The 20349-nt window shown below is 67.1% G+C and carries 16 protein-coding genes; 8 read left to right on the forward strand and 8 right to left on the reverse strand.

The window, feature by feature from the left end; genetic code table 11:
• Positions 1-12: 12 nt before the first annotated feature.
• The 5 genes from QX039_RS24350 to glpK all read left to right on the forward strand — a co-directional run bounded on the left by QX039_RS24350 (position 13) and on the right by glpK (position 6765).
• Positions 13-1200 carry an acetyl-CoA C-acyltransferase gene (locus tag QX039_RS24350; RefSeq protein ID WP_315734690.1) on the forward strand — a complete coding sequence of 396 codons (1188 nt, stop codon included), beginning with the start codon at positions 13-15 and terminating at the stop codon, positions 1198-1200.
• Positions 1201-1450: 250 nt separating this feature from the next.
• Positions 1451-2641: a pimeloyl-CoA dehydrogenase large subunit gene (pimC, locus tag QX039_RS24355; RefSeq protein ID WP_315734688.1), complete on the forward strand. Its 1191-nt coding sequence runs from the start codon at positions 1451-1453 to the stop codon at positions 2639-2641.
• Positions 2642-2785: 144 nt separating this feature from the next.
• Positions 2786-3928, forward strand: a complete 1143-nt coding sequence (gene pimD, locus QX039_RS24360; RefSeq protein WP_315734685.1) for a pimeloyl-CoA dehydrogenase small subunit — start codon at positions 2786-2788, stop codon at positions 3926-3928.
• A 274-nt stretch (positions 3929-4202) separates the two neighbouring features.
• Positions 4203-4976, forward strand: a complete 774-nt coding sequence (locus QX039_RS24365) for an SDR family oxidoreductase (RefSeq protein WP_315734683.1) — start codon at positions 4203-4205, stop codon at positions 4974-4976.
• 286 nt (positions 4977-5262) lie between these two features.
• Positions 5263-6765, forward strand: a complete 1503-nt coding sequence (gene glpK / locus QX039_RS24370) for a glycerol kinase GlpK (protein WP_315734681.1) — start codon at positions 5263-5265, stop codon at positions 6763-6765.
• A gap of 21 nt (positions 6766-6786) precedes the next feature.
• Here the strand turns inward: glpK and QX039_RS24375 are convergent, their stop codons facing one another.
• Positions 6787-7677 (reverse strand): alpha/beta hydrolase, encoded by an 891-nt coding sequence (locus tag QX039_RS24375; RefSeq protein WP_315734679.1) that lies wholly within the window; start codon positions 7675-7677, stop codon positions 6787-6789.
• Between the two features lie 110 nt (positions 7678-7787).
• On the opposite strand from QX039_RS24375, the gene QX039_RS24380 reads away from it, so the two are divergent.
• Positions 7788-8381: a GNAT family N-acetyltransferase gene (locus QX039_RS24380; RefSeq protein WP_315734677.1), complete on the forward strand. Its 594-nt coding sequence runs from the start codon at positions 7788-7790 to the stop codon at positions 8379-8381.
• A gap of 60 nt (positions 8382-8441) precedes the next feature.
• A complete protein-coding gene (locus tag QX039_RS24385; protein WP_315734674.1) occupies positions 8442-9074 on the forward strand; it encodes a glutathione S-transferase family protein in 633 nt (210 codons plus the stop codon).
• Positions 9075-9313: 239 nt separating this feature from the next.
• Here the strand turns inward: QX039_RS24385 and QX039_RS24390 are convergent, their stop codons facing one another.
• The 5 genes from QX039_RS24390 to metF all read right to left on the reverse strand — a co-directional run bounded on the left by QX039_RS24390 (position 9314) and on the right by metF (position 17307).
• Entirely contained in the window at positions 9314-10336 is a 1023-nt protein-coding gene (locus QX039_RS24390; protein WP_315734672.1) for an HlyD family secretion protein, read from the reverse strand.
• Positions 10333-11052, reverse strand: coding sequence for an ABC transporter ATP-binding protein (locus QX039_RS24395; protein ID WP_315734670.1), 720 nt, complete (start codon positions 11050-11052; stop codon positions 10333-10335). Before QX039_RS24395 ends, QX039_RS24390 begins: the two co-directional genes overlap by 4 nt.
• Positions 11049-12182, reverse strand: a complete 1134-nt coding sequence (locus QX039_RS24400; protein WP_315734668.1) for an ABC transporter permease — start codon at positions 12180-12182, stop codon at positions 11049-11051. Before QX039_RS24400 ends, QX039_RS24395 begins: the two co-directional genes overlap by 4 nt.
• 341 nt (positions 12183-12523) lie before the next feature.
• Positions 12524-16390, reverse strand: a complete 3867-nt coding sequence (gene metH, locus QX039_RS24405; RefSeq protein WP_315772625.1) for a methionine synthase — start codon at positions 16388-16390, stop codon at positions 12524-12526.
• Positions 16390-17307: a methylenetetrahydrofolate reductase [NAD(P)H] gene (gene metF / locus QX039_RS24410; protein ID WP_315772623.1), complete on the reverse strand. Its 918-nt coding sequence runs from the start codon at positions 17305-17307 to the stop codon at positions 16390-16392. The genes metH and metF overlap by 1 nt, the downstream gene beginning before the upstream one ends.
• Positions 17308-17678: 371 nt before the next feature.
• On the opposite strand from metF, the gene QX039_RS24415 reads away from it, so the two are divergent.
• Complete coding sequence (locus QX039_RS24415; protein ID WP_315734662.1) at positions 17679-18698, forward strand: LLM class flavin-dependent oxidoreductase; 1020 nt, start codon at positions 17679-17681, stop codon at positions 18696-18698.
• A gap of 25 nt (positions 18699-18723) precedes the next feature.
• Here the strand turns inward: QX039_RS24415 and QX039_RS24420 are convergent, their stop codons facing one another.
• Positions 18724-19392, reverse strand: a complete 669-nt coding sequence (locus tag QX039_RS24420) for an SDR family oxidoreductase (RefSeq protein ID WP_315772621.1) — start codon at positions 19390-19392, stop codon at positions 18724-18726.
• Positions 19393-19477: 85 nt separating this feature from the next.
• The gene (locus QX039_RS24425) at positions 19478-20347 is read right to left on the reverse strand and encodes an NmrA/HSCARG family protein (protein WP_315772620.1); all 870 of its coding nucleotides are present in this window, start codon (positions 20345-20347) and stop codon (positions 19478-19480) included.
• Positions 20348-20349 lie beyond the last annotated feature (2 nt).

Genomic DNA, 20349 nt, shown 5'->3' on the forward strand with positions numbered 1-20349 from the left:
AGGAGGTCGCCCATGACCGATGCCGTCATCGTTTCCACCGCCCGCACGCCGATCGGCAAGGCCTATCGCGGCGCGCTCAACGCCACTGGCGGCGCCACCTTGCTCGGCCACGCCATCGGCGAGGCGGTCAAGCGCGCCAAGGTCGATCCGGCCGAGGTCGAGGATGTCGTGATGGGCGCGGCCCTGCAGCAGGGCTCGACCGGCGGCAACATCGCGCGCAAGGCGCTGCTGCGCGCCGGCCTGCCGGTGTCGGTCGGCGGCACCACGATCGACCGCCAATGCGCCTCCGGCCTGCAGGCGATCGCGCTCGCGGCGCGCTCGGTGATCTTCGACGGCGTCGAGATCGCCGTCGGCGGCGGCGGCGAGTCGATCTCGCTGGTCCAGAACGACAAGATGAACGCCTTCCAGGCGACCGATCCGGCGCTGCTCGAGATCAAGGGCGACGTCTACATGCCGATGATCGACACCGCCGAGATCGTCGCCAAACGCTACGGCATCTCGCGCGAGCGGCAGGACGAATATGCGCTGGAGAGCCAGCGCCGCACAGCGGCCGCGCAGCAGGGCGGCAAGTTCAACGACGAGCTGGCGCCGATCACCACCAAGATGGCGGTGACCGACAAGGCCACCGGCAACATCTCGTTCAAGGACGTGACCTTCTCGCAGGACGAAGGCCCGCGTCCGGAGACGACCGCCGAAGGTCTCGCCGGCCTCAAGGCCGTGCGCGGCGACGGCTTCTCGATCACCGCCGGCAATGCCAGCCAGCTGTCCGATGGCGCCTCGGCCTGCGTGATCATGAGCGACGCCAACGCGGCCAAGCGCGGCCTGCAGCCGCTCGGCATCTTCCGCGGCTTCGTTGCGCATGGCTGCGAGCCCGACGAGATGGGCATCGGCCCGGTGTTCGCGGTGCCGCGCCTCTTGAAGCGCCACGGCCTCACCGTCGACGACATCGGCCTGTGGGAGCTCAACGAGGCGTTCGCGGTGCAGGTGCTGTACTGCCGCGACAAGCTCGGCATCGACCCCGACAAGATCAACGTCAATGGCGGCGCCATCGCGGTCGGCCATCCCTACGGCATGTCGGGCGCGCGGCTCACGGGCCATGCGCTGATCGAAGGCCGCCGCCGCAAGGCCAAATACGCCGTCGTCACCATGTGCGTCGGCGGCGGCATGGGCGCCGCCGGCCTGTTCGAGGTGCTGCAGTAGCTTGATTGTCGTCCCGCGCGAATCTCGCGCGGGATTTTAACAGGTGTCGTCCCGGGCAAGCTTGCGAGCGCGCGAGCGCTCGCAAGTGCAGACCCGGGACCCATACCGCGTGATATCGCTTGAGGCATTCTGGCAGACGCCTTTGCCTCCAACGTCCGCCGGTGGATATGGGTCCCTGCGTTCGCAGGGACGACAGCGGAGCAAGACGAACTGACCGCAGGTCGATTTGAATACCTAAAGGGAGGATCCGATGGATCTTGCATTTACGAAGGAAGAGCAGGCGTTCCGCGAGGAAGTGCGGCAGTTCTTCAGGGACAATGTGCCGCCGGAGACGCGGCGGAAGATGATCGAAGGCCGCCATCTGTCGAAGGACGAGATGGTGACCTGGTGGCGCATCCTCAACAAGAAGGGTTGGGGTGTCTCGCACTGGCCGGAGGAATATGGCGGCACCGGCTGGACCTCCGTGCAGCACTACATCTTCAACGAGGAGCTGCAGGCCTATCCAGCGCCGCAGCCGCTCGCCTTCGGCGTCAGCATGGTTGGCCCCGTCATCTACACCTTCGGCAACGAGGAGCAGAAGAAGAAGTATCTGCCGCGCATCGCCAATGTCGACGACTGGTGGTGCCAGGGCTTCTCCGAGCCGGGCTCGGGCTCCGACCTCGCCTCGCTGAAGACCAAGGCCGAGCGCCGCGGCGACAAGTGGATCATCAACGGCCAGAAGACCTGGACCACCTTGGCTCAGCACGCCGACATGATCTTCTGCCTGTGCCGTACCGATCCCGCGGCGAAGAAGCAGATGGGCATCTCCTTCATCGTCTTCAGCATGAAGTCGAAGGGCGTGACGGTGCGTCCGATCCAGACCATCGACGGCGGCCACGAGGTCAACGAGGTGTTCTTCGACGACGTCGAGGTGCCCATCGAGAACCTGATCGGCGAGGAGAACAAGGGCTGGGACTACGCCAAGTTCCTGCTCGGCAATGAGCGCACGGGGATTGCCCGCGTCGGCGTCTCCAAGGAGCGCATCCGCCGCATCAAGGAGCTCGCCGGCAAGATCGAATCCGGCGGCCGTCCCGTGCTGGAAGACCCGTCGTTCCGCGAGAAGCTCACGGCGTGTGAGGTCGAGCTCAAGGCGCTGGAGCTGACGCAGCTGCGCGTCGTCGCCGACGAAGGCAAGCACGGCAAGGGCAAGCCCAATCCGGCGTCCTCGGTGCTGAAGATCAAGGGCTCCGAGATCCAGCAGACCACGACCGAGCTGCTGATGGAGGTGATCGGCCCGTTCGCCGCGCCGTATGACGTGCACGGCGACGACGACAGCAACGAGACCATGGATTGGACCGCCCAGATCGCGCCGAGCTACTTCAACAACCGCAAGGTCTCGATCTACGGCGGCTCCAACGAGATCCAGCGCAACATCATCGCCAAGGCGGTGCTGGGGCTCTGACATGTGAGCCGCAGCGCCTCGACGACGCACGCTGTCATGGCCGGGCTTGACCCGGCCATCCACGCCGCCCGCATAACGGCACGACGTGGATGCCCGCGACAAGCGCGGGCATGACGGAGAATGGGGATACTGGAGAGTCAACCAATGGATTTTGATCTCACCGAGGAGCAACGCCTCCTCAAGGACAGCATCGACGGCCTGCTGGCGGATGCCTATGATTTCGACAAGCGCAAGCTTTACATGAAGGAGAAGGGCGGCTGGAGCCAGGCGATGTGGTCCAAGCTCGCCGAGCAGGGCCTGCTCGGTCTGCCGTTCTCCGAGGACGATGGCGGCTTCGGCGCCGGCGGTGTCGAGACCATGATCGTGATGGAGGCGATGGGCCGCGCGCTGGTGCTCGAGCCGTATCTGGCGACCGTGGTGCTCGCTGGCGGCTTCCTGCGTCATGGAGCCTCGGCAGCGCAGAAGGCGGCGCATCTTCCCGGCATCATCGACGGCAGCAAGACGTTCGCCTTCGCCCAGCTCGAGAAGCAGTCGCGCTACGACCTGTTCGATGTCGCCGCCTCGGCGAAGAAGAAGGGCGACGGCTATGTCATCGACGGCGAAAAGTTCGTCGTCCTCAACGGCGAGAACGCCGACACCCTGATCGTGACCGCGCGCACCTCGGGCGGCCAGCGCGACAAGTCCGGCATCGGCGTGTTCATCGTGCCGGCGGATGCCAAGGGCGTCACCCGCAAGGGCTATCCGACGCAGGACGGCCTGCACGCGGCCGACATCACCTTCACCGGCGTGGAAGTGGGGGCTGACGCCGTGATCGGCGATTCCGCCAACGGCCTGCCGCTGATCGAGCGCGTCGTCGACGAAGCCCGCATCGCGCTGTGCGCGGAAGCCGTCGGCCTGATGGACGAGTCGCTCAAGACCACGGTCGAGTACATCAAGACGCGCAAGCAGTTCGGCGTCGCGATCGGCTCGTTCCAGTCGCTGCAGCACCGCGCCTCCGACATGTTCGTCGCGCTGGAGCAGGCCCGCTCGATGTCGATGTTCGCGACCATGGCCGCCGAGTTCGACGACGCCAAGGAGCGCACCACATCGATTGCCGCAGCCAAGGTCCAGATCGGCAAATCGGCCAAGTTCGTCGGCCAGCAGTCGATCCAACTCCATGGCGGCATCGGCATGACCATGGAGGCCAAGATCGGCCACTACTTCAAGCGGCTGTCGATGATCGAGACGACGTTCGGCGACACCGACTACCACATGCGCCGCGTCAGCGAGGCCGGCGGGTTGATCTAAGCGAATGCGTCGTTGCCGGGCTTGCCCCGGCAACCCATCGCTCTCTGAGATGGATGCGCGGGCCTTCGCCGCGCCGAAGGGGCTTCGGCCCCGCAGGCGGGTCAAGCCCGCGCATGACGGATTTGAGAGAGCTACGTTGCCGGCGTCGACTGGCTCCGGAGCAATTTGATCGTCGAGCCGTCATTGCGAGCGGAGCGAAGCAATCCAGGGCGTCACGCGCAACTCTGGATTGCTTCGTCGCTTCACTCCTCGCAATGACGCGGAGGAAGCAGATATGACCCCCAATCCCTTCGACCTCACCGGACAGGTCGCCGTCGTCACCGGCTCCAGCCGCGGCATCGGCCGCGCCTCGGCGGAGCTGCTCGCGCAGCTCGGCGCCAAGGTGGTGATCTCCAGCCGCAAGCTTGACGCCTGCGAGGAGGTCGCGAGCGGCATCCGCGCCAACGGCGGCGACGCCCATGTCATCCCCTGCAACATCTCGCGTCGCGCCGAAGTCGATGCGCTGATCGACGGCGCCGTGACGCATTACGGCCAGGTCGACATCCTCGTCTGCAACGCGGCGGTGAACCCGTATTACGGTCCGCTGCTCGACATCACCGACGAGGCCTTCGACAAGATCATGGCCTCCAACGTGAAGAGCAACCTCTGGCTCTGCGCCAAGGCGATCCCGCCGATGGCCGCGCGCGGCAAGGGCTCGGTCATCATCGTCTCCTCGATCGGCGGCCTGCGCGGCTCGACCGTGATCGGCGCCTACGGCATCTCCAAGGCTGCCGACTTTGCGCTGTGCCGCAGTCTCGCCGGCGAATGGGGCCCGCAGGGTGTCCGCATCAATTGCGTCGCGCCCGGCCTGATCAAGACCGACTTCGCCCGCGCGCTGTGGGAGGACGAAGCCCGCCTGAAACAGCGCTGCGCCACCACCCCGCTCCGCCGCATCGGTGAGCCACACGAGATCGCCGGCGCGGTCGCCTACCTCGCTTCGGATGCGTCGACCTTCATGACCGGCCAGACCATCGTCGTGGATGGCGGTGTGACCACGGCGGCGGTGTAGCGGGCTCCTACCTAACCGAGCAGCAGCGATCGATTTCTTCACCCTCCCCTGGAGGGGGAGGGTCGCCTCACGACGAGCGAAGCGAGACGTGAGGCGGGGTGGGGTGATCTCTCCACAAGCACCAGCATCCGTGGCCTCACCCCACCCCGCTCGCCCGCTGCGCGGTCGATCGACCCTCCCCCTCCAGGGGAGGGTGGACAGGGCACGTGCCGCTCCACCTTGACCTCGCCCGCCTGATCCGCTTGCTTGTCGACCCAACGTCGTCAACCTCCCGGGAAGAAACTCCATGTCCTTCGTGCTGGCCATCGATCAGGGCACCACGTCCTCGCGCGCGATCGTGTTCCGCTCCGACATCTCGATCGCCGCGGTGGCGCAGCAGGAATTCCCGCAGCATTTCCCGGCGTCGGGCTGGGTCGAGCACGAGCCGGAGGACATCTGGACCTCGACCGTGATGACCTGCCGCGACGCGCTGACAAAGGCGGGCCTAGCTGCAAAGGACATCGCCGCGATCGGCATCACCAACCAGCGCGAGACCACCGTGGTATGGGACCGCGCCACCGGCCAGGCGGTGCACCGCGCCATCGTCTGGCAGGACCGCCGCACCGCCGACATCTGCGCGCGGCTCAAGGCGGACGGCCATGAGCCGGATGTCAGCGCCAAAACCGGCCTGATCATCGATCCCTATTTCTCCGGCACCAAGGTCGCCTGGATTCTCGACCACGTGCCGGGCGCGCGCGAGCGGGCGGACCGCGGCGAGCTGATGTTCGGCACCGTCGACTGCTACCTGCTGTGGCGCCTGACCGGCGGCAAGGTGCACGCCACCGACGCCACCAACGCGTCGCGCACGCTGCTGTTCAACATCCACACCGGGCAGTGGGACGAGACGCTGTTGAAGCTGCTGCGCGTGCCGCGCTCGATGCTGCCCGAGGTGAAGGACTCCTCCGCCGATTTCGGCACCACCACGCCCGACCTGTTCGGCGGTCCGATCAAGGTCGCGGGCATTGCCGGCGACCAGCAGGCCGCGACGATCGGACAAGCCTGCTTCACGGCGGGCATGATGAAGTCGACCTATGGCACCGGCTGCTTCGCGCTGCTCAACACCGGCGCCACGCCGGTGAAGTCGAACAACAAGCTGCTGACGACCATCGCCTATCAGTTGGGTGGCGTCCGCACCTACGCGCTCGAAGGCTCGATCTTCGTCGCCGGCTCGGCGGTGCAATGGCTGCGCGACGGGCTCGGCATCATCAAGCATGCCGCCGAGACCGGCCCGCTCGCCGACAAGTCCGACTCCATGCAGTCGGTCTATCTGGTGCCCGCCTTCGTCGGCCTTGGCGCGCCGTATTGGAATCCGCGCGTGCGCGGCGCGCTGTTCGGCTTGACCCGCAACACCGGCCCGGCCGAGCTCGCGCATGCGACGCTGGAAAGCGTCTGCTATCAGACCTACGATCTGTGGGCGGCGATGCGCGCCGACTGGCCCGATGCGTCCGCGGCCACGATCGTGCTGCGCGTCGATGGCGGCATGACCGCCTCGGACTGGACCATGCAGCGTCTCGCCGACCTGCTCGACGCACCGGTCGACCGTCCCATGATCCAGGAGACCACCGCGCTCGGCGCCGCCTATCTCGCCGGCCTGAATGCGGGCGTCTATCCGGAGCCGGAGAAGTTCGCCGACAATTGGCGGCTCGAGCACCGCTTCCGGCCGGCGATGAGCGCGGCGACCCGGCAGCGCAAGCTCGCCGGCTGGGCGCGCGCCGTGAAGGGCGTGCTGGCGAGCGACGAGGGCGAGTAGGACGCTCACGTCCCACAGCAGCTAAGCCAGGAACGCAGCAAGGTCGGCATTGACCTGCTTCATGTGGGTCACGAACAGCCCATGCGGGCCGCCGGGATAGACCTTCAGCTCGGCGCCCTTGATGCCCTTGGCGGTCGGCCGTCCCGTCATGTCGAGCGGCGCCGAGACGTCCTTGTCGCCGTGCAGGATCAGCACGGGACGGTCGATCTTCGCAAGCACCGGCCGCAGGTCGGTCGCGATCAGCGCGCGGTTGGTGGCGACCGCGACGGGAATGGGCATCTGGCGCATCATCGCCGCGACCCATTCCATCATCTGCGGCGAGGCGTCCTTCGTGAAGAACGGCAGCTTGTTGTCCTCGATCCATTTCGGAAAGTCGCTCTGCCACGCGGCCCAGCACTGCTCGAAATAGCCGTGGGGCGCGCCGAGCGCATTGTCCGCGGTCTGCAGCGGAAACGGCGTCGTCGGTCCGAGCATCGCGATGCGCGAGATGCGTCCCGTGCCGTGCCGCGCGACGTAGTTGAGGATCTCGTTGCAGCCCATGGACATGCCGACCAGCGCGACGTCATCAAGGTCGAGCTGCGCGATGACCTCGGCGATGTCGTCGGCCAGGCGGTCGAGCTCGTAGCCGCTGCCCGGCACGTCGGAGCGTCCATGGCCGCGGCGGTCGAAGGCAATGCAGCGCAGCCCGCGCTGGCTGAGATCGGAGATCTGGTAGGTCCACATCGCGCTGGTCAGCGCCCAGGCATGTACGAACAGCACCGGCCGGCCGCTGCCCCACTCCTCGTGATAGAGCGTCACGCCGTCGCTGCAGCGGATACGCGGGCGCGCCGCGGTCGGTGCGGCGGCGAGGCTCGCTCCCGTCGCCGCGAAGCTGGCTGCTGCCGCGGTCAGCAGCACGTCTCGTCGTTGCATGGGCATGGCTCCTGATGTTGAATGCGCCGACCATGCCGGGACCGCTGTGCGGTTCCAATTACGTCCGGGGTAAGCAAGTTGCCGATCACTCTTCAATCAGGTCGTCTAGAGTGACCATTCCCGACGGATATTTCGACGTCCCACCCGGCAAGGTCGCGGCCGTGGTGACCTCGTTGGAAATGCTGGCACCGCCAGTGCTGCCGCCCGATCCGATCGGCGACTGGAGCATTCGCCGCGTCGCGCAGCCCGATCTCGCTTGGTACCGCGACCTCTATGCCCGCGTCGGCTGGGAGTGGCTGTGGTCGCAGCGCACGCGTATGAGCGATGCGGAGCTTGCCAAGACGATTCGCGCTGACGGAGTCGAGATCTACACGCTCGTCCATGATGGCGGCGACGAGGGCCTGCTGGAGCTCGACTTCCGCACCAAGAACGATTGCGAGCTGGTGCTGTTCGGCGTCACGTCGAAGCTGATCGGCACCAGCGCCGGCCGCCTGCTGATGAATCACGCACTGCGCCGCGCCTGGGCGCAGCCGCTGACGCGGCTCTGGGTCCACACCTGCAGCTTCGATCATCCGCGCGCGCTCGCCTTCTACCAGCGCTCCGGCTTCCGGCCCTATCGCCGCCAGATCGAGATCGCCCCCGATCCGCGCCTCGACGGCACGCTGCCGTGCGATGTCGCACCGCATGTGCCGCTGCTCGCCTGAACATGGGAGCTGACAACGGCGCCGAACGGCGCTTCAATGCGCCGCACAGGAGGATAACCGATGTTCCTGATCGGCCAATACGACTCGCCTTTCGTCCGTCGCACCGCGATTGCGCTCAGGCTCTACAGCCTGCCGTTCGAGCACAAGCCGTGGTCGACCTTCGGCGATGCCGACAAGATCGCGCCGTACAATCCGCTGCTGCGCGTGCCGGTGCTGGTGCTCGACGACGGCGAGGCGCTGATCGATTCGGTCGCGATCCTCGACCATCTCGACGAGACCGTCGGGCCCGAGCGCGCGATGCTGGCGCGGAGCGGCGCGCTGCGCCGCAGGCAGCTGCATACGATCGCGCTCGCGACTGGCTTGGGCGACAAGGCCGTCAGCCTGATCTATGAGCGCGTGCTGCGCAAGGACCGCCTGGCCCTGTGGGTCGCGCGTTGCGAGACGCAGATCTCGGGCGTGCTGGCGATGCTAGAGGCGGAGCGCGCCGCAATCACGACAGACTACTGGTATGGCGAGCGAATCGGCCATGCCGACATTGCCGTCGCCTGCGTGCTGCGCTTCACACGCGAGGCGCATCCGCATCTGTTCGACGCCACGCGCTATCCGGCGCTGGCCGCGCATGCCGCAAGGTGCGAGGCGCTGCCGCCATTCCAGGAGATCGTCCAGCCGCTGGCCCCGCCGAGCGGGGATTGATGGAGTCCATCGAGACGTCAGACCGTGCCGCTTGCTCGGTGCTCACCCTCCCCTGGAGGGGGAGGGTCGCCTCACGATGAGCGAAGCGAAACGTGAGGCGCGGTGGGGTGATCTCTCCATCAGCAGCAGTGCTCGTGGCTTCACCCCACCCCGCACGCCCGCTGCGCGTGCGAGCGACCCTCCTCCTCCAGGGGAGGGTGGGCAGCAGCGCGCGAGGCGTGGGCCGCACGGCGCGCCCCTCACGGCCGGAAATACACGTCCACCTTCATGCCCACCGCGAACGGGCCCGGCTCGGCCAGATCGACCAGCACCTCGACGACATCGACATCGGTCATGTTGCGCTGGCTGAGCGCAGCAGCGCGGCTGCTCTCGACCAGGGGGGCGATGGCGGCGACCTTGCCGGCGACGTCGCGGCCGCGGAAGGCGTCGGAGCGGACCACGGCCTGCTGGCCGACCTTGATTTTGTCAAGGTCGCGCTGGTCGAGCTCGGCGCGCACGCGCAGCGACGACGTGTCGCCGAGCAGCACCATCGGCTGGGTCGCCTGCGGCGAGGCGATCTCGCCGGTGCGCGCATTGACCTGCAGCACCGTGCCGTCGAGCGGTGCGCGGATGGTGAGCTTTTCCAACGTGGCGCGGGCGCCCTGCAGTTCGCTGCGGGCGACGTTGAGCTGGCCCTCGGCGCTGATCGGCAGTGGCGCATCAGCGGTGACCTTGCGCAGCTCGTCGGCCTGCTGCTCCAGCTTCGCCTGCGCGACTGTCAGTTGCGTGCGTGCGGTGTCGACATCGGCATCGGCGCCGTGCCCTGCGCGCCGCTCGGCCACCGCCTTGTCGAGCGCAGCACGCGCGTCGAACACGGCCGCCTGCGCGTCGGCGACGCCGTCTTCGGCCCGGCGCCGCGGACCCGCGCCAGACGGTGTCGACTCCTTGTTGCGCACGCGCTTGCGCATCGCGACCTGCGCCTCGGCGCTGGCGAGCTGCGCGCGGGCTTCGGCGTCGCCGAGCCGCACCAGGGCCTGGCCGGTGAACACGGTCTCGTTCGGCTTGACCAGCACCTCCTGGATCGGCCCGACCACGGGGGCGCCGAGCTTGATCAGGCCGGATGCCGGCTCGACCCGGCCGGGCGCGACGGCCAGCCAGCGTTCCTCCTGGGCATTGGCGGCGCGCGCTGTCGGTGGAATCGAGGTCGGCGTGACGGTGATAGCAAGTGCGGCCGCTGCGACGAGCCCGAGCAGGTGAGCGCGTTCTGGAATTCCCGATATCATGCGTGCGAGACTTTCTTCATGGACTCGCCGCCGCTCTCCTCGCGGACGATGCGGCCGTCCTCGATGTGAATGACGCGATTGGCGAACGGCAGGATGCGCGGATCGTGCGTGACCACCAGCACTGCGCGTGAGGGATCCTTGGCGATGTCCGCGAGCAGGGTCATGATCGCATGGCCATTGGCCGTATCGAGCGCGCCGGTCGGCTCGTCGGCGAGAATGACCTGCGCTTTGCCGACGATGGCGCGGGCGATCGCGACGCGCTGCTGCTCGCCGCCCGAGAGCTCGCGCGGGAACGACCGCTTCTTCGGACCGAGGCCGACCCTGTCGAGCACCTCGCGCGCCGCCTTCTTCGCAGACCCCGCGCGTTCGCTGCGCACATCGAGCGCGAGCCGCACATTGTCCTCGGCGTTCAGCGTCGGAAACAGATGATAGGATTGGAAGATGAAGCCGATGCGCTCGCGGCGCAGCTTCGCCAGCGCCTCGGGATCGAGCCCCGCGACCGGCTGGTTGGCAACCCGCACGGCACCGCCATCCGGCGTCATCAGGCAACCCAGGATCGACAGCAGCGTCGTCTTGCCGCTGCCCGAGGGGCCCATCAGCAGCGCCAGCTCGCCGCCCTTCAGCGACAGGCTCACGCCCTTCAGTGCCTGCACCCTGCCGGCCCCCTGGCCGAGGTGATGCACGAGATCGGTGGCCTCGAGCACGGTGTCGGTCATCGCGAGAATACCAGGGTCGGGTCGATGCGCATGACCTTGAGGATCGCCGCGATCGCCGAGCCGACGCACATCGTCACCGTCAGCACGAACAGCGCGACCGTCAGCGTTGGTGTCATGATGACCGGCAGCGCCGATTCCGCGGTCGCCGCCGCCACGATCTTGCCGATCGCCGCAGCGCCGGCGAAGCCGACGATGGCGCTGAGCAGCGCCTGCCAGATGATGACGGTGTAGATGTAGCGGCTGGACGAGCCGATCGCGCGCAGGGTCGCGAACTCGTTGATGTGATCCTTGGTGCTGGAATAGAGCGTCTGCGCCACGATCACGGTGCCGACGATGAGGCCGAGCAGGGCGCCGGCGAACAGCGCGGCACCGGCGCCGGTGCCGAACAGCCAGAACGAGCGGCTGCGGCTCGCGAACTCGGCTGCGGTCAGCACCTCGACATTGGACAGGCTGTCGCGCAGCGCCCGCTGCACGGTCCAGAGGTCGGCCTCGGCCGCCAGCTTGACCACCAGATAGGACGCCTTGTTCGAGGCGATGCCGGTATAGGCGCGGGCGCGGTCGACGTCGGTGAACACGTAAGGCGTTGTCGTGAACGAGCGGATGCCTTTGGTGACAGCCATCACCTGCACCTTCTGGTCGCGGAGCTCCGCAGCCTGGCCGGCGCCGCCGACGCCGAGCCGCTCGAAATAGGTCTGGTCGATGGCGACCGCGCCCGGCACGGACAGGTCGTCCAGCCGTCCCTCCACCACGTTCCAGGGATGCAGCCCGAGCCCGCGCAGCTCCGAGCCGACCACGAAGACCGGCGTCGTGGTGCCCTGCGGCAGCCGCCATTGCGCATAGCCGATCACCAGCGGCGTCGCCTCCGCCACTCCAGGAACCGCCAGCGCCCGGAACCGCTGCCGCTCGTCGAGCAGCGAGGGATCCTCGAAGCATTTGGTGCCGACCGGCATGATCCACAGCTCGGCCGGGGAATGGTCGATCATGGTCGTGACCATGCGGCGGAAGCCGACATAGAGGCCCATCTGCACGGTCACCAGCACGATCGAGAAGATGATGCCGATGATGGTGGCAATGAAACGAAGCCTGTCATGGAACAGGTTTCGGGACGCAAGCCTGAACTGCAACGACATGAACGAAAAACCACCCGGAGGCCCCGGCGGCATTTCAGCCGGTTAGCGGGGATAAGTCCACGCTGCATCGCATGGCGCCGGCTGTGGCGCTTTGTCATTCGCGGCGGCCGTGGCGCGGGGGACACGGGGAGGGGTCACATGCGGTGCTGCCCCTGCGAACGCATATGGGAGGCGACGGCGGTCCGCCATAACTGGTGTCGTCCCGGCGAACGCCGGGATCCATAACCACAGGGAGGTGTCGTGCGCTCGGTATCGACCACGGCGGCCGACAGATGCATCACGCGGTATGGGTCCCGGCGCGAGGCCGGGACGACAGTTTGGGGTGGGAGACTGCGCGCCGGCTACTTTGCGCCGACCGCCTTCTTGCGCCAGGCGAGATGAACGGCACAGGTGCAGCCCACCGGATGGCTCGCGAGCTCGGCGGGTGCGGCGTCGTTGGCCGGAGCGGGCGAAGCGACGGCGCGCGCTGCCGCGTCCGCCTGCTGTCCACTCCTTGCCGGAATGTAGTTCAGGATCGGCGCCAGCCAGCGCTCGGCTTCGGCGACGGTCATGCCCTTGCGCGCGGCGTAGTCCTCGACCTGGTCGCGCTCGATCTTGCCGACGCCGAAATAGAAGCTCTCCGGCGAGGCGAAATAGAGGCCCGACACCGACGAGCCCGGCCACATCGCAAAGCTTTCGGTCAGCCGCACGCCGGCATTCTTCTCGGCGTCGAGCAGCTCGAACAAGGTCGCCTTCTCGGTGTGGTCGGGCTGCGCCGGATAGCCGGGCGCGGGACGGATGCCGTGATACTTCTCCAGGATCAGATCGTCTGGTGAGAGCGCCTCGTCCGGAGCGTAGGCCCAGAACTCGCGGCGGACGCGGGCATGCAGGCGCTCGGCGAACGCCTCGGCGAGCCGGTCGGCCAGCGCCTTCACCAGGATCGAGGAGTAGTCGTCATTGGCGTTCTTGAAGCGGTCGGCGACGGCATCCTCGCCGAGGCCTGTCGTGACGACGAAGCCGCCGACATAGTCCGGCACGCCGGAACCCACAGGCGCGATGAAGTCGGAGAGTGCGGTGTTGAAGCGACCCTCGCGCTTCTCGAGCTGCTGGCGCAGGGTGTGCAGGGTCGCGACCGCCGTGGTGCGGCTGTCGTCGGCATAGAGCACGATGTCGTCGCCCTTGGCATTGGCCGGCCAGAAGCCGATCGCGGCGCGCGCCGTGAACCACTTCTCGGCGACGATGCGCTTCAGCATCTTCAGCGCGTCGTCATAGAGCGCCCGTGCGGCTTCGCCGACCTTGGCGTCGTCGAGAATCGCAGGGAAACGGCCGGCGAGCTCCCAGGTCTGGAAGAACGGCGTCCAGTCGATATAGGGCACCAGCTCGGCGAGGTCGTAATCAACGAAGGTCTTGACGCCGAGGAAGGTCGGCTTCACCGGCTTCGCCTTGGCGAAGTCGATCTTCGGCGCGTTGGCGCGCGCGTCCGCGAGCTTCAGCCGCTTCTTGTCGGCCTGGCCGCGCAGATGCGCAGCGGCGATCTTCTGATACTCGCTGCGAACCTCCGTGGCGTAGGTATCCTTGCGCTCCGGCGACAGCAGCGAGGAGGCGACGCCGACGGCGCGGCTGGCGTCGTTGACGTGAACGACCGGGCCATTCCGGTAGTTCGGATCGATCTTGACCGCGGTGTGGACGCGGCTCGTCGTGGCGCCGCCGATCAGGAGCGGCACGTTCAGGCCCTGGCGCTCCATCTCCGAGGCGAGATACGCCATCTCGTCGAGCGACGGCGTGATCAGGCCGGAGAGCCCGACGATGTCGGCGTTCTCGGCCTTGGCGGTCTCGATGATCTTGGCGGCGGGCACCATGACGCCGAGGTCGATGACCTCGAAATTGTTGCACTGGAGCACGATGCCGACGATGTTCTTGCCGATGTCGTGGACGTCGCCCTTGACGGTCGCGAGCACGATCTTGCCGGCGTTGGAGCGCTCGTTGGCGCGGCCCTTGTTGGCGGCCTTCTCGGCCTCCATGAACGGCATCAGATAGGCCACCGCCTGCTTCATCACGCGTGCGGACTTCACGACCTGCGGCAGGAACATCTTGCCGTCGCCGAAGAGGTCGCCGACCACGTTCATGCCGGCCATCAGCGGGCCTTCGATGACGTCGAGCGGCCGCGTCGAGGCGGCTCGGGCTTCCTCGGTGTCCTGCTCGATGAACTCGGTGATCCCATGCACCAGCGCGTGGCTCAGCCGCTTGCCGACCGGCCATTCGCGCCAGGCGAGATCGGCCTCCTTGGTCTGCTTGCCCTGGCCACGGAATTTCTCGGCCAGCGCCAGCAGCCGCTCGGACGCGCCGGGGTCGCGGTTCAGCACGACGTCCTCGCACACCTGGCGCAGCTCGGGATCGATGTCGTCATAGACGATCATCTGGCCGGCATTGACGATGCCCATGTCCATGCCCGCCTTGATGGCGTGATACAGGAACACCGAGTGCATCGCCTCGCGCACCGGCTCATTGCCGCGGAACGAGAAGGAGAGATTGGACACGCCGCCCGAGACATGCGCATGCGGCAGGTTCTGCCGGATCCAACGTGTCGCTTCGATGAAGTCGACGCCGTAATTGTTGTGTTCCTCAAGTCCGGTCGCGATCGCGAAGATGTTCGGGTCGAAGATGATGTCCTCGGGCGGGAAGCCGATCTGCTCGACCAGGATCTTGTAGGCGCGGGCGCAGATCTCGGTCTTGCGCTTGTAGGTGTCGGCCTGGCCGGTCTCGTCGAACGCCATCACGACGACAGCGGCACCATGCCGGCGCGCGATCTTCGCTTCGTGGATGAACTTCTCCTCGCCTTCCTTGAGCGAGATCGAGTTCACCACCGGCTTGCCCTGCACGCATTTCAGGCCGGCCTCGATGACGTGGAATTTCGAGGAATCGACCATCACGGGAACGCGGGCGATGTCCGGCTCGGCAGCGACGAGGTTGAGGAAGGTCCGCATCGCGGCTTCCGAATCCAGCAGGCCCTCGTCCATGTTGACGTCGATGACCTGGGCGCCGTTCTCGACCTGGTCGCGCGCGACCTGCAGTGCAGCCGTGTAGTCGCCGGCGGTGATCAGCTTGCGGAATTTGGCGGAGCCCGTGACGTTGGTGCGTTCGCCGACGTTGACGAACGGAATGGCGGGCGTCAGCTCGAACGGCTCCAGGCCCGACAGCCGCAGCCGCGGCGCGATCTCCGGCACGGCGCGCGGCTTGTGCGGGGCCACCGCGGCGGCGATCGCGGCGATATGGTCCGGCGTGGTGCCGCAGCAGCCGCCGACGATGTTGACGAGGCCGGCGCTCGCGAACTCGCCGATCAGCCGCGCCATATAGGCCGGCGTCTCGTCATACTGGCCGAACTCGTTGGGCAGGCCGGCATTGGGATAGGCGCAGACCAAGGTATCCGCGACGCGGCCGATGTCGGCGACATGGGCGCGCAGATCCTCGGCGCCGAGCGCACAGTTGAAGCCGATGGTCAGCGGTTTCGCGTGGCGGACCGAATTCCAGAACGCCTCCGGCATCTGGCCCGAGAGCAGGCGGCCGGACTTGTCGGTGATGGTGCCCGAGATCATGACGGGCACGTCGACGCCGCGCTCCTCGCAGAGCTCGGCGATGGCGTACAGCGCCGCCTTGGCGTTGAGCGTGTCGAAGATGGTCTCGAGCAGCAGGATGTCGGCGCCGCCGTCAAGGAGACCGCGCGCCTGCTCGCCATAGGCAAGCCTGAGATCGTCGAAGGTCACGGCGCGGTAGCCGGGATTGGACACGTCAGGCGAGATCGAGGCGGTGCGGTTGGTCGGGCCCATCGCGCCGGCGACGAAGCGCTGTTTGCCGTCCTCGGCCGCAACACGCGTGGCCGCATTGCGGGCGAGCCGGGCGCCCTCGCGGTTGAGCTCGTAGATGATGTCGGACAGGTCGTAGTCGGCCTGCGCGATCGATGTCGCCGAGAAGGTGTTGGTGGCGACGATGTCGGCCCCGGCGCGCAGATATTGCGCGTGGATGTCCTCGATCGCTTCGGGCTGGGTGAGGATCAAGAGATCGTTGTTGCCGCGGAGGTCGCGATGGAAGTCCTTGAACCGCTCGCTGCGGAACGCGGCCTCGTCGAGCTGCAGCGCCTGGATCATCGTGCCCATGGCGCCGTCGAGAATCAGGATGCGCTTGGCTGCAGCGGCAAGGAAGGCGGTACGCGCTGGGGATACGGGGGCGGGCATCAGGCAGCAGCCTTGTTGGCGGACTTCGGACGGATGCCGAGCAGATGGCTGATCGCGAACACGAGGTCGGCGCGGTTCATGGTGTAGAAATGGAAGGTGTCGACGCCATGCTTGGCGAGCTTTTGCACCTGGCCCGCGGCGACGGTCGCCGCGACCAGCTTGCGGGTCTCTGGATCGTCGTCGAGACCGTCGAATTTTTCGGCCAGCCAGTGCGGCACCGTGGTGCCGGCGCGGGTGACGAAGCCGCGCGCCTGCTTGAAATTGTGCATCGGCATGATCCCTGGCACGATCGGAATGTCGATGCCGCGGGCGCGGACACGGTCGAGGTAGCGGAAGTAGAGGTCGTTGTCGAAGAACACCTGGGTGATGGCGCGGGTGGCGCCGGCGTCGACCTTGGCCTTGAGCATGTCGATGTCGGCGTCGAAGTCGCGGCTCTCGGGGTGCTTCTCCGGATAAGCCGAGACCGAGATCTCGATGTCGGGGTGGCGCTTCTTGATGCCGGCGATAAGTTCGGGCGAGGTCTGGTAGCCGTCGGCACGGGTGGAGTAGGGCGTGCCGATGCCGCCGGGCGGATCGCCGCGAAGTGCTACGATGTGGCGGACGCCGACCTCATGATAGCGGTCGACGACCTCGTCGATCTCCCGGCGCGAGGCGCCGACACAGGTGAGATGGGCCGCCGGCAGCAGCGCGGTCTCTTTCAGGATGCGCGCGATGGTGGCGTGGGTGCGCTCGCGGGTCGAGCCGCCGGCACCATAGGTCACCGAGACGAAGCTCGGCTCCAGCGGCGCGAGGCGCTCGATCGAGGCCCACAGCGTCCGGTCCATCTCCTCGGTCTTCGGCGGAAAGAACTCGAACGAGATCTTCGGCCTGGGAATCGCGGTGTGGCCGTCGGCGATGGCGGTGGCGAGGTCGGTCATGGCAACGCAGGTTCCGAATGGGGCGTAAATTTCAACTCAAGAGGGGCGTCCCCCTCGTGATGTGCCAAGATAAGGGAAGTGCGTCGCAAGTGACAGCCCACCGTAAATGGGATTTGGCCCACCGGGCCGCGAATATTGCTGTTTTTGTCGCTGAGCCTGGCTTGATTGTGGGCGAAGAAACATGAGTTATATCAAAGGGTGTCTGTGTGTCCCGGACGGCTCTCGCTGAAATATCCAGTGGGAGATGCCAGATATCATCCTGTATACAGGCGGAATGTCCCAACTTCGTTGCGGTCGATCTCTGCATTCGCGGCAGGTCACGGTCGCGGTCAGCCCATTGTGGCGCGACGCGCAGGCATTAGGTTGGGCCAATGATCCCGCTTTCCGTCCTCGACCTCTCCGTCACCACCACGGCCACCAGGCCGTCGGTGGCGTTGCGCAACAGCATCGATCTGGCCCGCCATGTCGATCAGCTCGGCTACGTCCGCTATTGGCTGGCCGAGCATCACAGCCTGCCGTCGGTGGCGAGCCCGTCGCCCGACATCATGATCGGGCAGATCGCGGCGGTGACGCAGCACATCCGCGTCGGCTCCGGCGGCGTGATGCTGCCCAACCACGCGCCGCTGGTGGTCGCCGAGCGCTTCAAGATGCTGGAGGCGCTGTTTCCCGGCCGGATCGATCTCGGTCTGGGACGCGCGCCCGGCACCGACGGCACCACGGCCTATGCGCTGCGGAGCCGGCTCGACCGCCGCGAGGGCGACGACTTCCTGGAGCGGCTGCATGAGCTGATGCTGTGGGAGACCCGCGAGTTCCCTGCCGGTCATCCCTACAACAACGTCATCGCCATGCCCGACGATGCGCCGCTGCCGCCAATCTGGCTGCTCGGCTCCAGCGACTATTCCAGCGAGCTGTCGGCGCAACTCGGCATGGGGTTTGGCTTCGCGCATCATTTCGCCAGCCACGATGCCGTCGACGCGATGCGAACCTACCGCGCGCATTTTACGCCGTCGCGCTGGCGCTCGCAGCCGCATGCGATCCTGGCGGTCGCGGTGGTGACGGCCGAGACCGACGCCGAGGCTGAGCGGCTGGCGTCGTCGATGGACCTCAACCGCCTGCGGCGCGACCGCGGCCAGTTCCTGCCGCTGCCGAGCCCCGAGGAGGCGGCGGCCACCATGTATACAGACGCGGACCGCGCCTCGATCGCACGCAACCGGTCGCGGCTGTTCGTGGGTAGCCCGGCGACGGTGCGAGCCAAGCTCGATCCGATGATCGCGGCAAGCCAGGCCGACGAGCTGATGGTGATCACGGCGACCTTCGACCACGACGCCCGCAAGCGCTCCTACAGCCTGCTTGCCGACGCCTTCGGCCTGGAGCGGAAGGCGGCGGCGTGAGCATCGACGCCGCGCGTCGCTGGTCTCACCACGTGATCAGGGGCGAGCGATGCAGGAAGCTGTCGTCGCTCACCTGATCCAGGACGAAGCGCGCGACGTCGGCCCGCGCGATCGTGCCGCCATGAAAGTCGGTGAGATCCGTCAGCGCGCGCACTGTGTGTCCGCCCGGCTTGTCGTTCAGCACCGAGGGACGAACGACCACCCAGTCGAGCCCGCTATTGCCGATGATCGCCTCCTGCCGATTCTTATCGGCGTAGACCTTGCGCAGCAGCAGCGGAAAGATCAGCCGGTCGAACAGAAAGCCGCCGTGCCCGGCGCTGTCGCCGGCGCCAATTCCGGTGATGGCAACCAGCCGCGAGACGCGCTCAGCCCGCATTGCGTCGAGCAGCGAGCGCGTCACGGTCGAGAGCAGCGTCACCTCCCGGAATGGACCGGCCGGCGTGCCCAAGGCACTGATGACGGCGTCCTGACCCTTCAGCGCCTTCCGCAACGTCGCTTCGTCACGGGCGTCACCGACGATCAGATGCGCGCCTTGCAGATCGCCGGCCTTCCCCGGCGAGCGCACCAGCGCGGTGACATTGTCGCCGCGCGCCAGCGCCTCGCGCACGATCAGCCGGCCGGTGCCGCCGGTCGCGCCGAGAACCAGGATGTTCGGCTTCGCGCCATTGGCGCTATCACGTGTGGAATGAGTCATGATGACCTCCTGAGACTTGGCATGGGACGCGTCCGCGGAGGCGCCCCACAGTTTGGCTTTGGTGGATGATCAGGGCTTGTTGCCGTCAGGCGGCGGTCGCGATGTCAGCGACGAAGTCGCGATAGGAGCGCAGGGGACGACCCAGCAGCGCCGTCAGGCGCGCGACGTCGCCGGCCTCAGGCACCATGCCGTCGGTCAGGAAGCGCTCGGCCATCAGCCGCATGTCGAACGCCATCCAGCTCGGCATGACCTGCCGGAGGTTGGTCTCGAACTGCGTGGCGTTGTCGCCGCCATAGGCGATCGTGCGGCCCAGCACGTCAGACCAGATCGCAGCGGCATCAGCGCCGGTCAGCGTGTCCGGACCGACCAGGTTGATGCGATCGAGCGGCAGCGGCACGGCTGACTGCTCGCGGCGGATCAGCTCGATCGCTGCGATCTCGCCGATGTCGCTGACGTCGATCATGGCAAGGCCCTTGGCTCCGATCGGCATCGGGTAGATGCCGTAGCCGAGCACGACGTCCTTGATCGTGAGATCGTTGGTCATGAAGTAGGCCGGGCGCAGGATGGTGGCGTTCAGGCCCATCTGCTCGATCATCCGCTCGACGGCGAACTTGCCGGCGAAGTGCGGCACGTTGACGTAGACGTCGCTGTGGATCACCGAGAGATAGACGATCCGCGCGATGCCGGCCTCGCGGGCGACGTTGAGTGCGACCAGTGCTTGGGTGAATTCACCGGGCGCGACGGCGTTCAGCAGGAACAAGGTCGAGACGCCCGAAAAGGCAGAGCGCAGCGAATCGATGTCGAGCAGGTCGCCCTGCGCGACCGCGACGCCCGCCGGAAACCTCGCCTTGGCAGGATCGCGGACGAGGGCACGGACGTCGGCGCCGCGCTTGACGAGCTGGTCGACGACGTGGCGGCCGACGGTACCAGTGGCGCCGGTGACGAGGATGGTCATGG

Origin of the sequence: Bradyrhizobium sp. SZCCHNR1043 (genome assembly GCF_032489675.1) — a bacterium.
Taxonomy (GTDB): domain Bacteria; phylum Pseudomonadota; class Alphaproteobacteria; order Rhizobiales; family Xanthobacteraceae; genus Bradyrhizobium.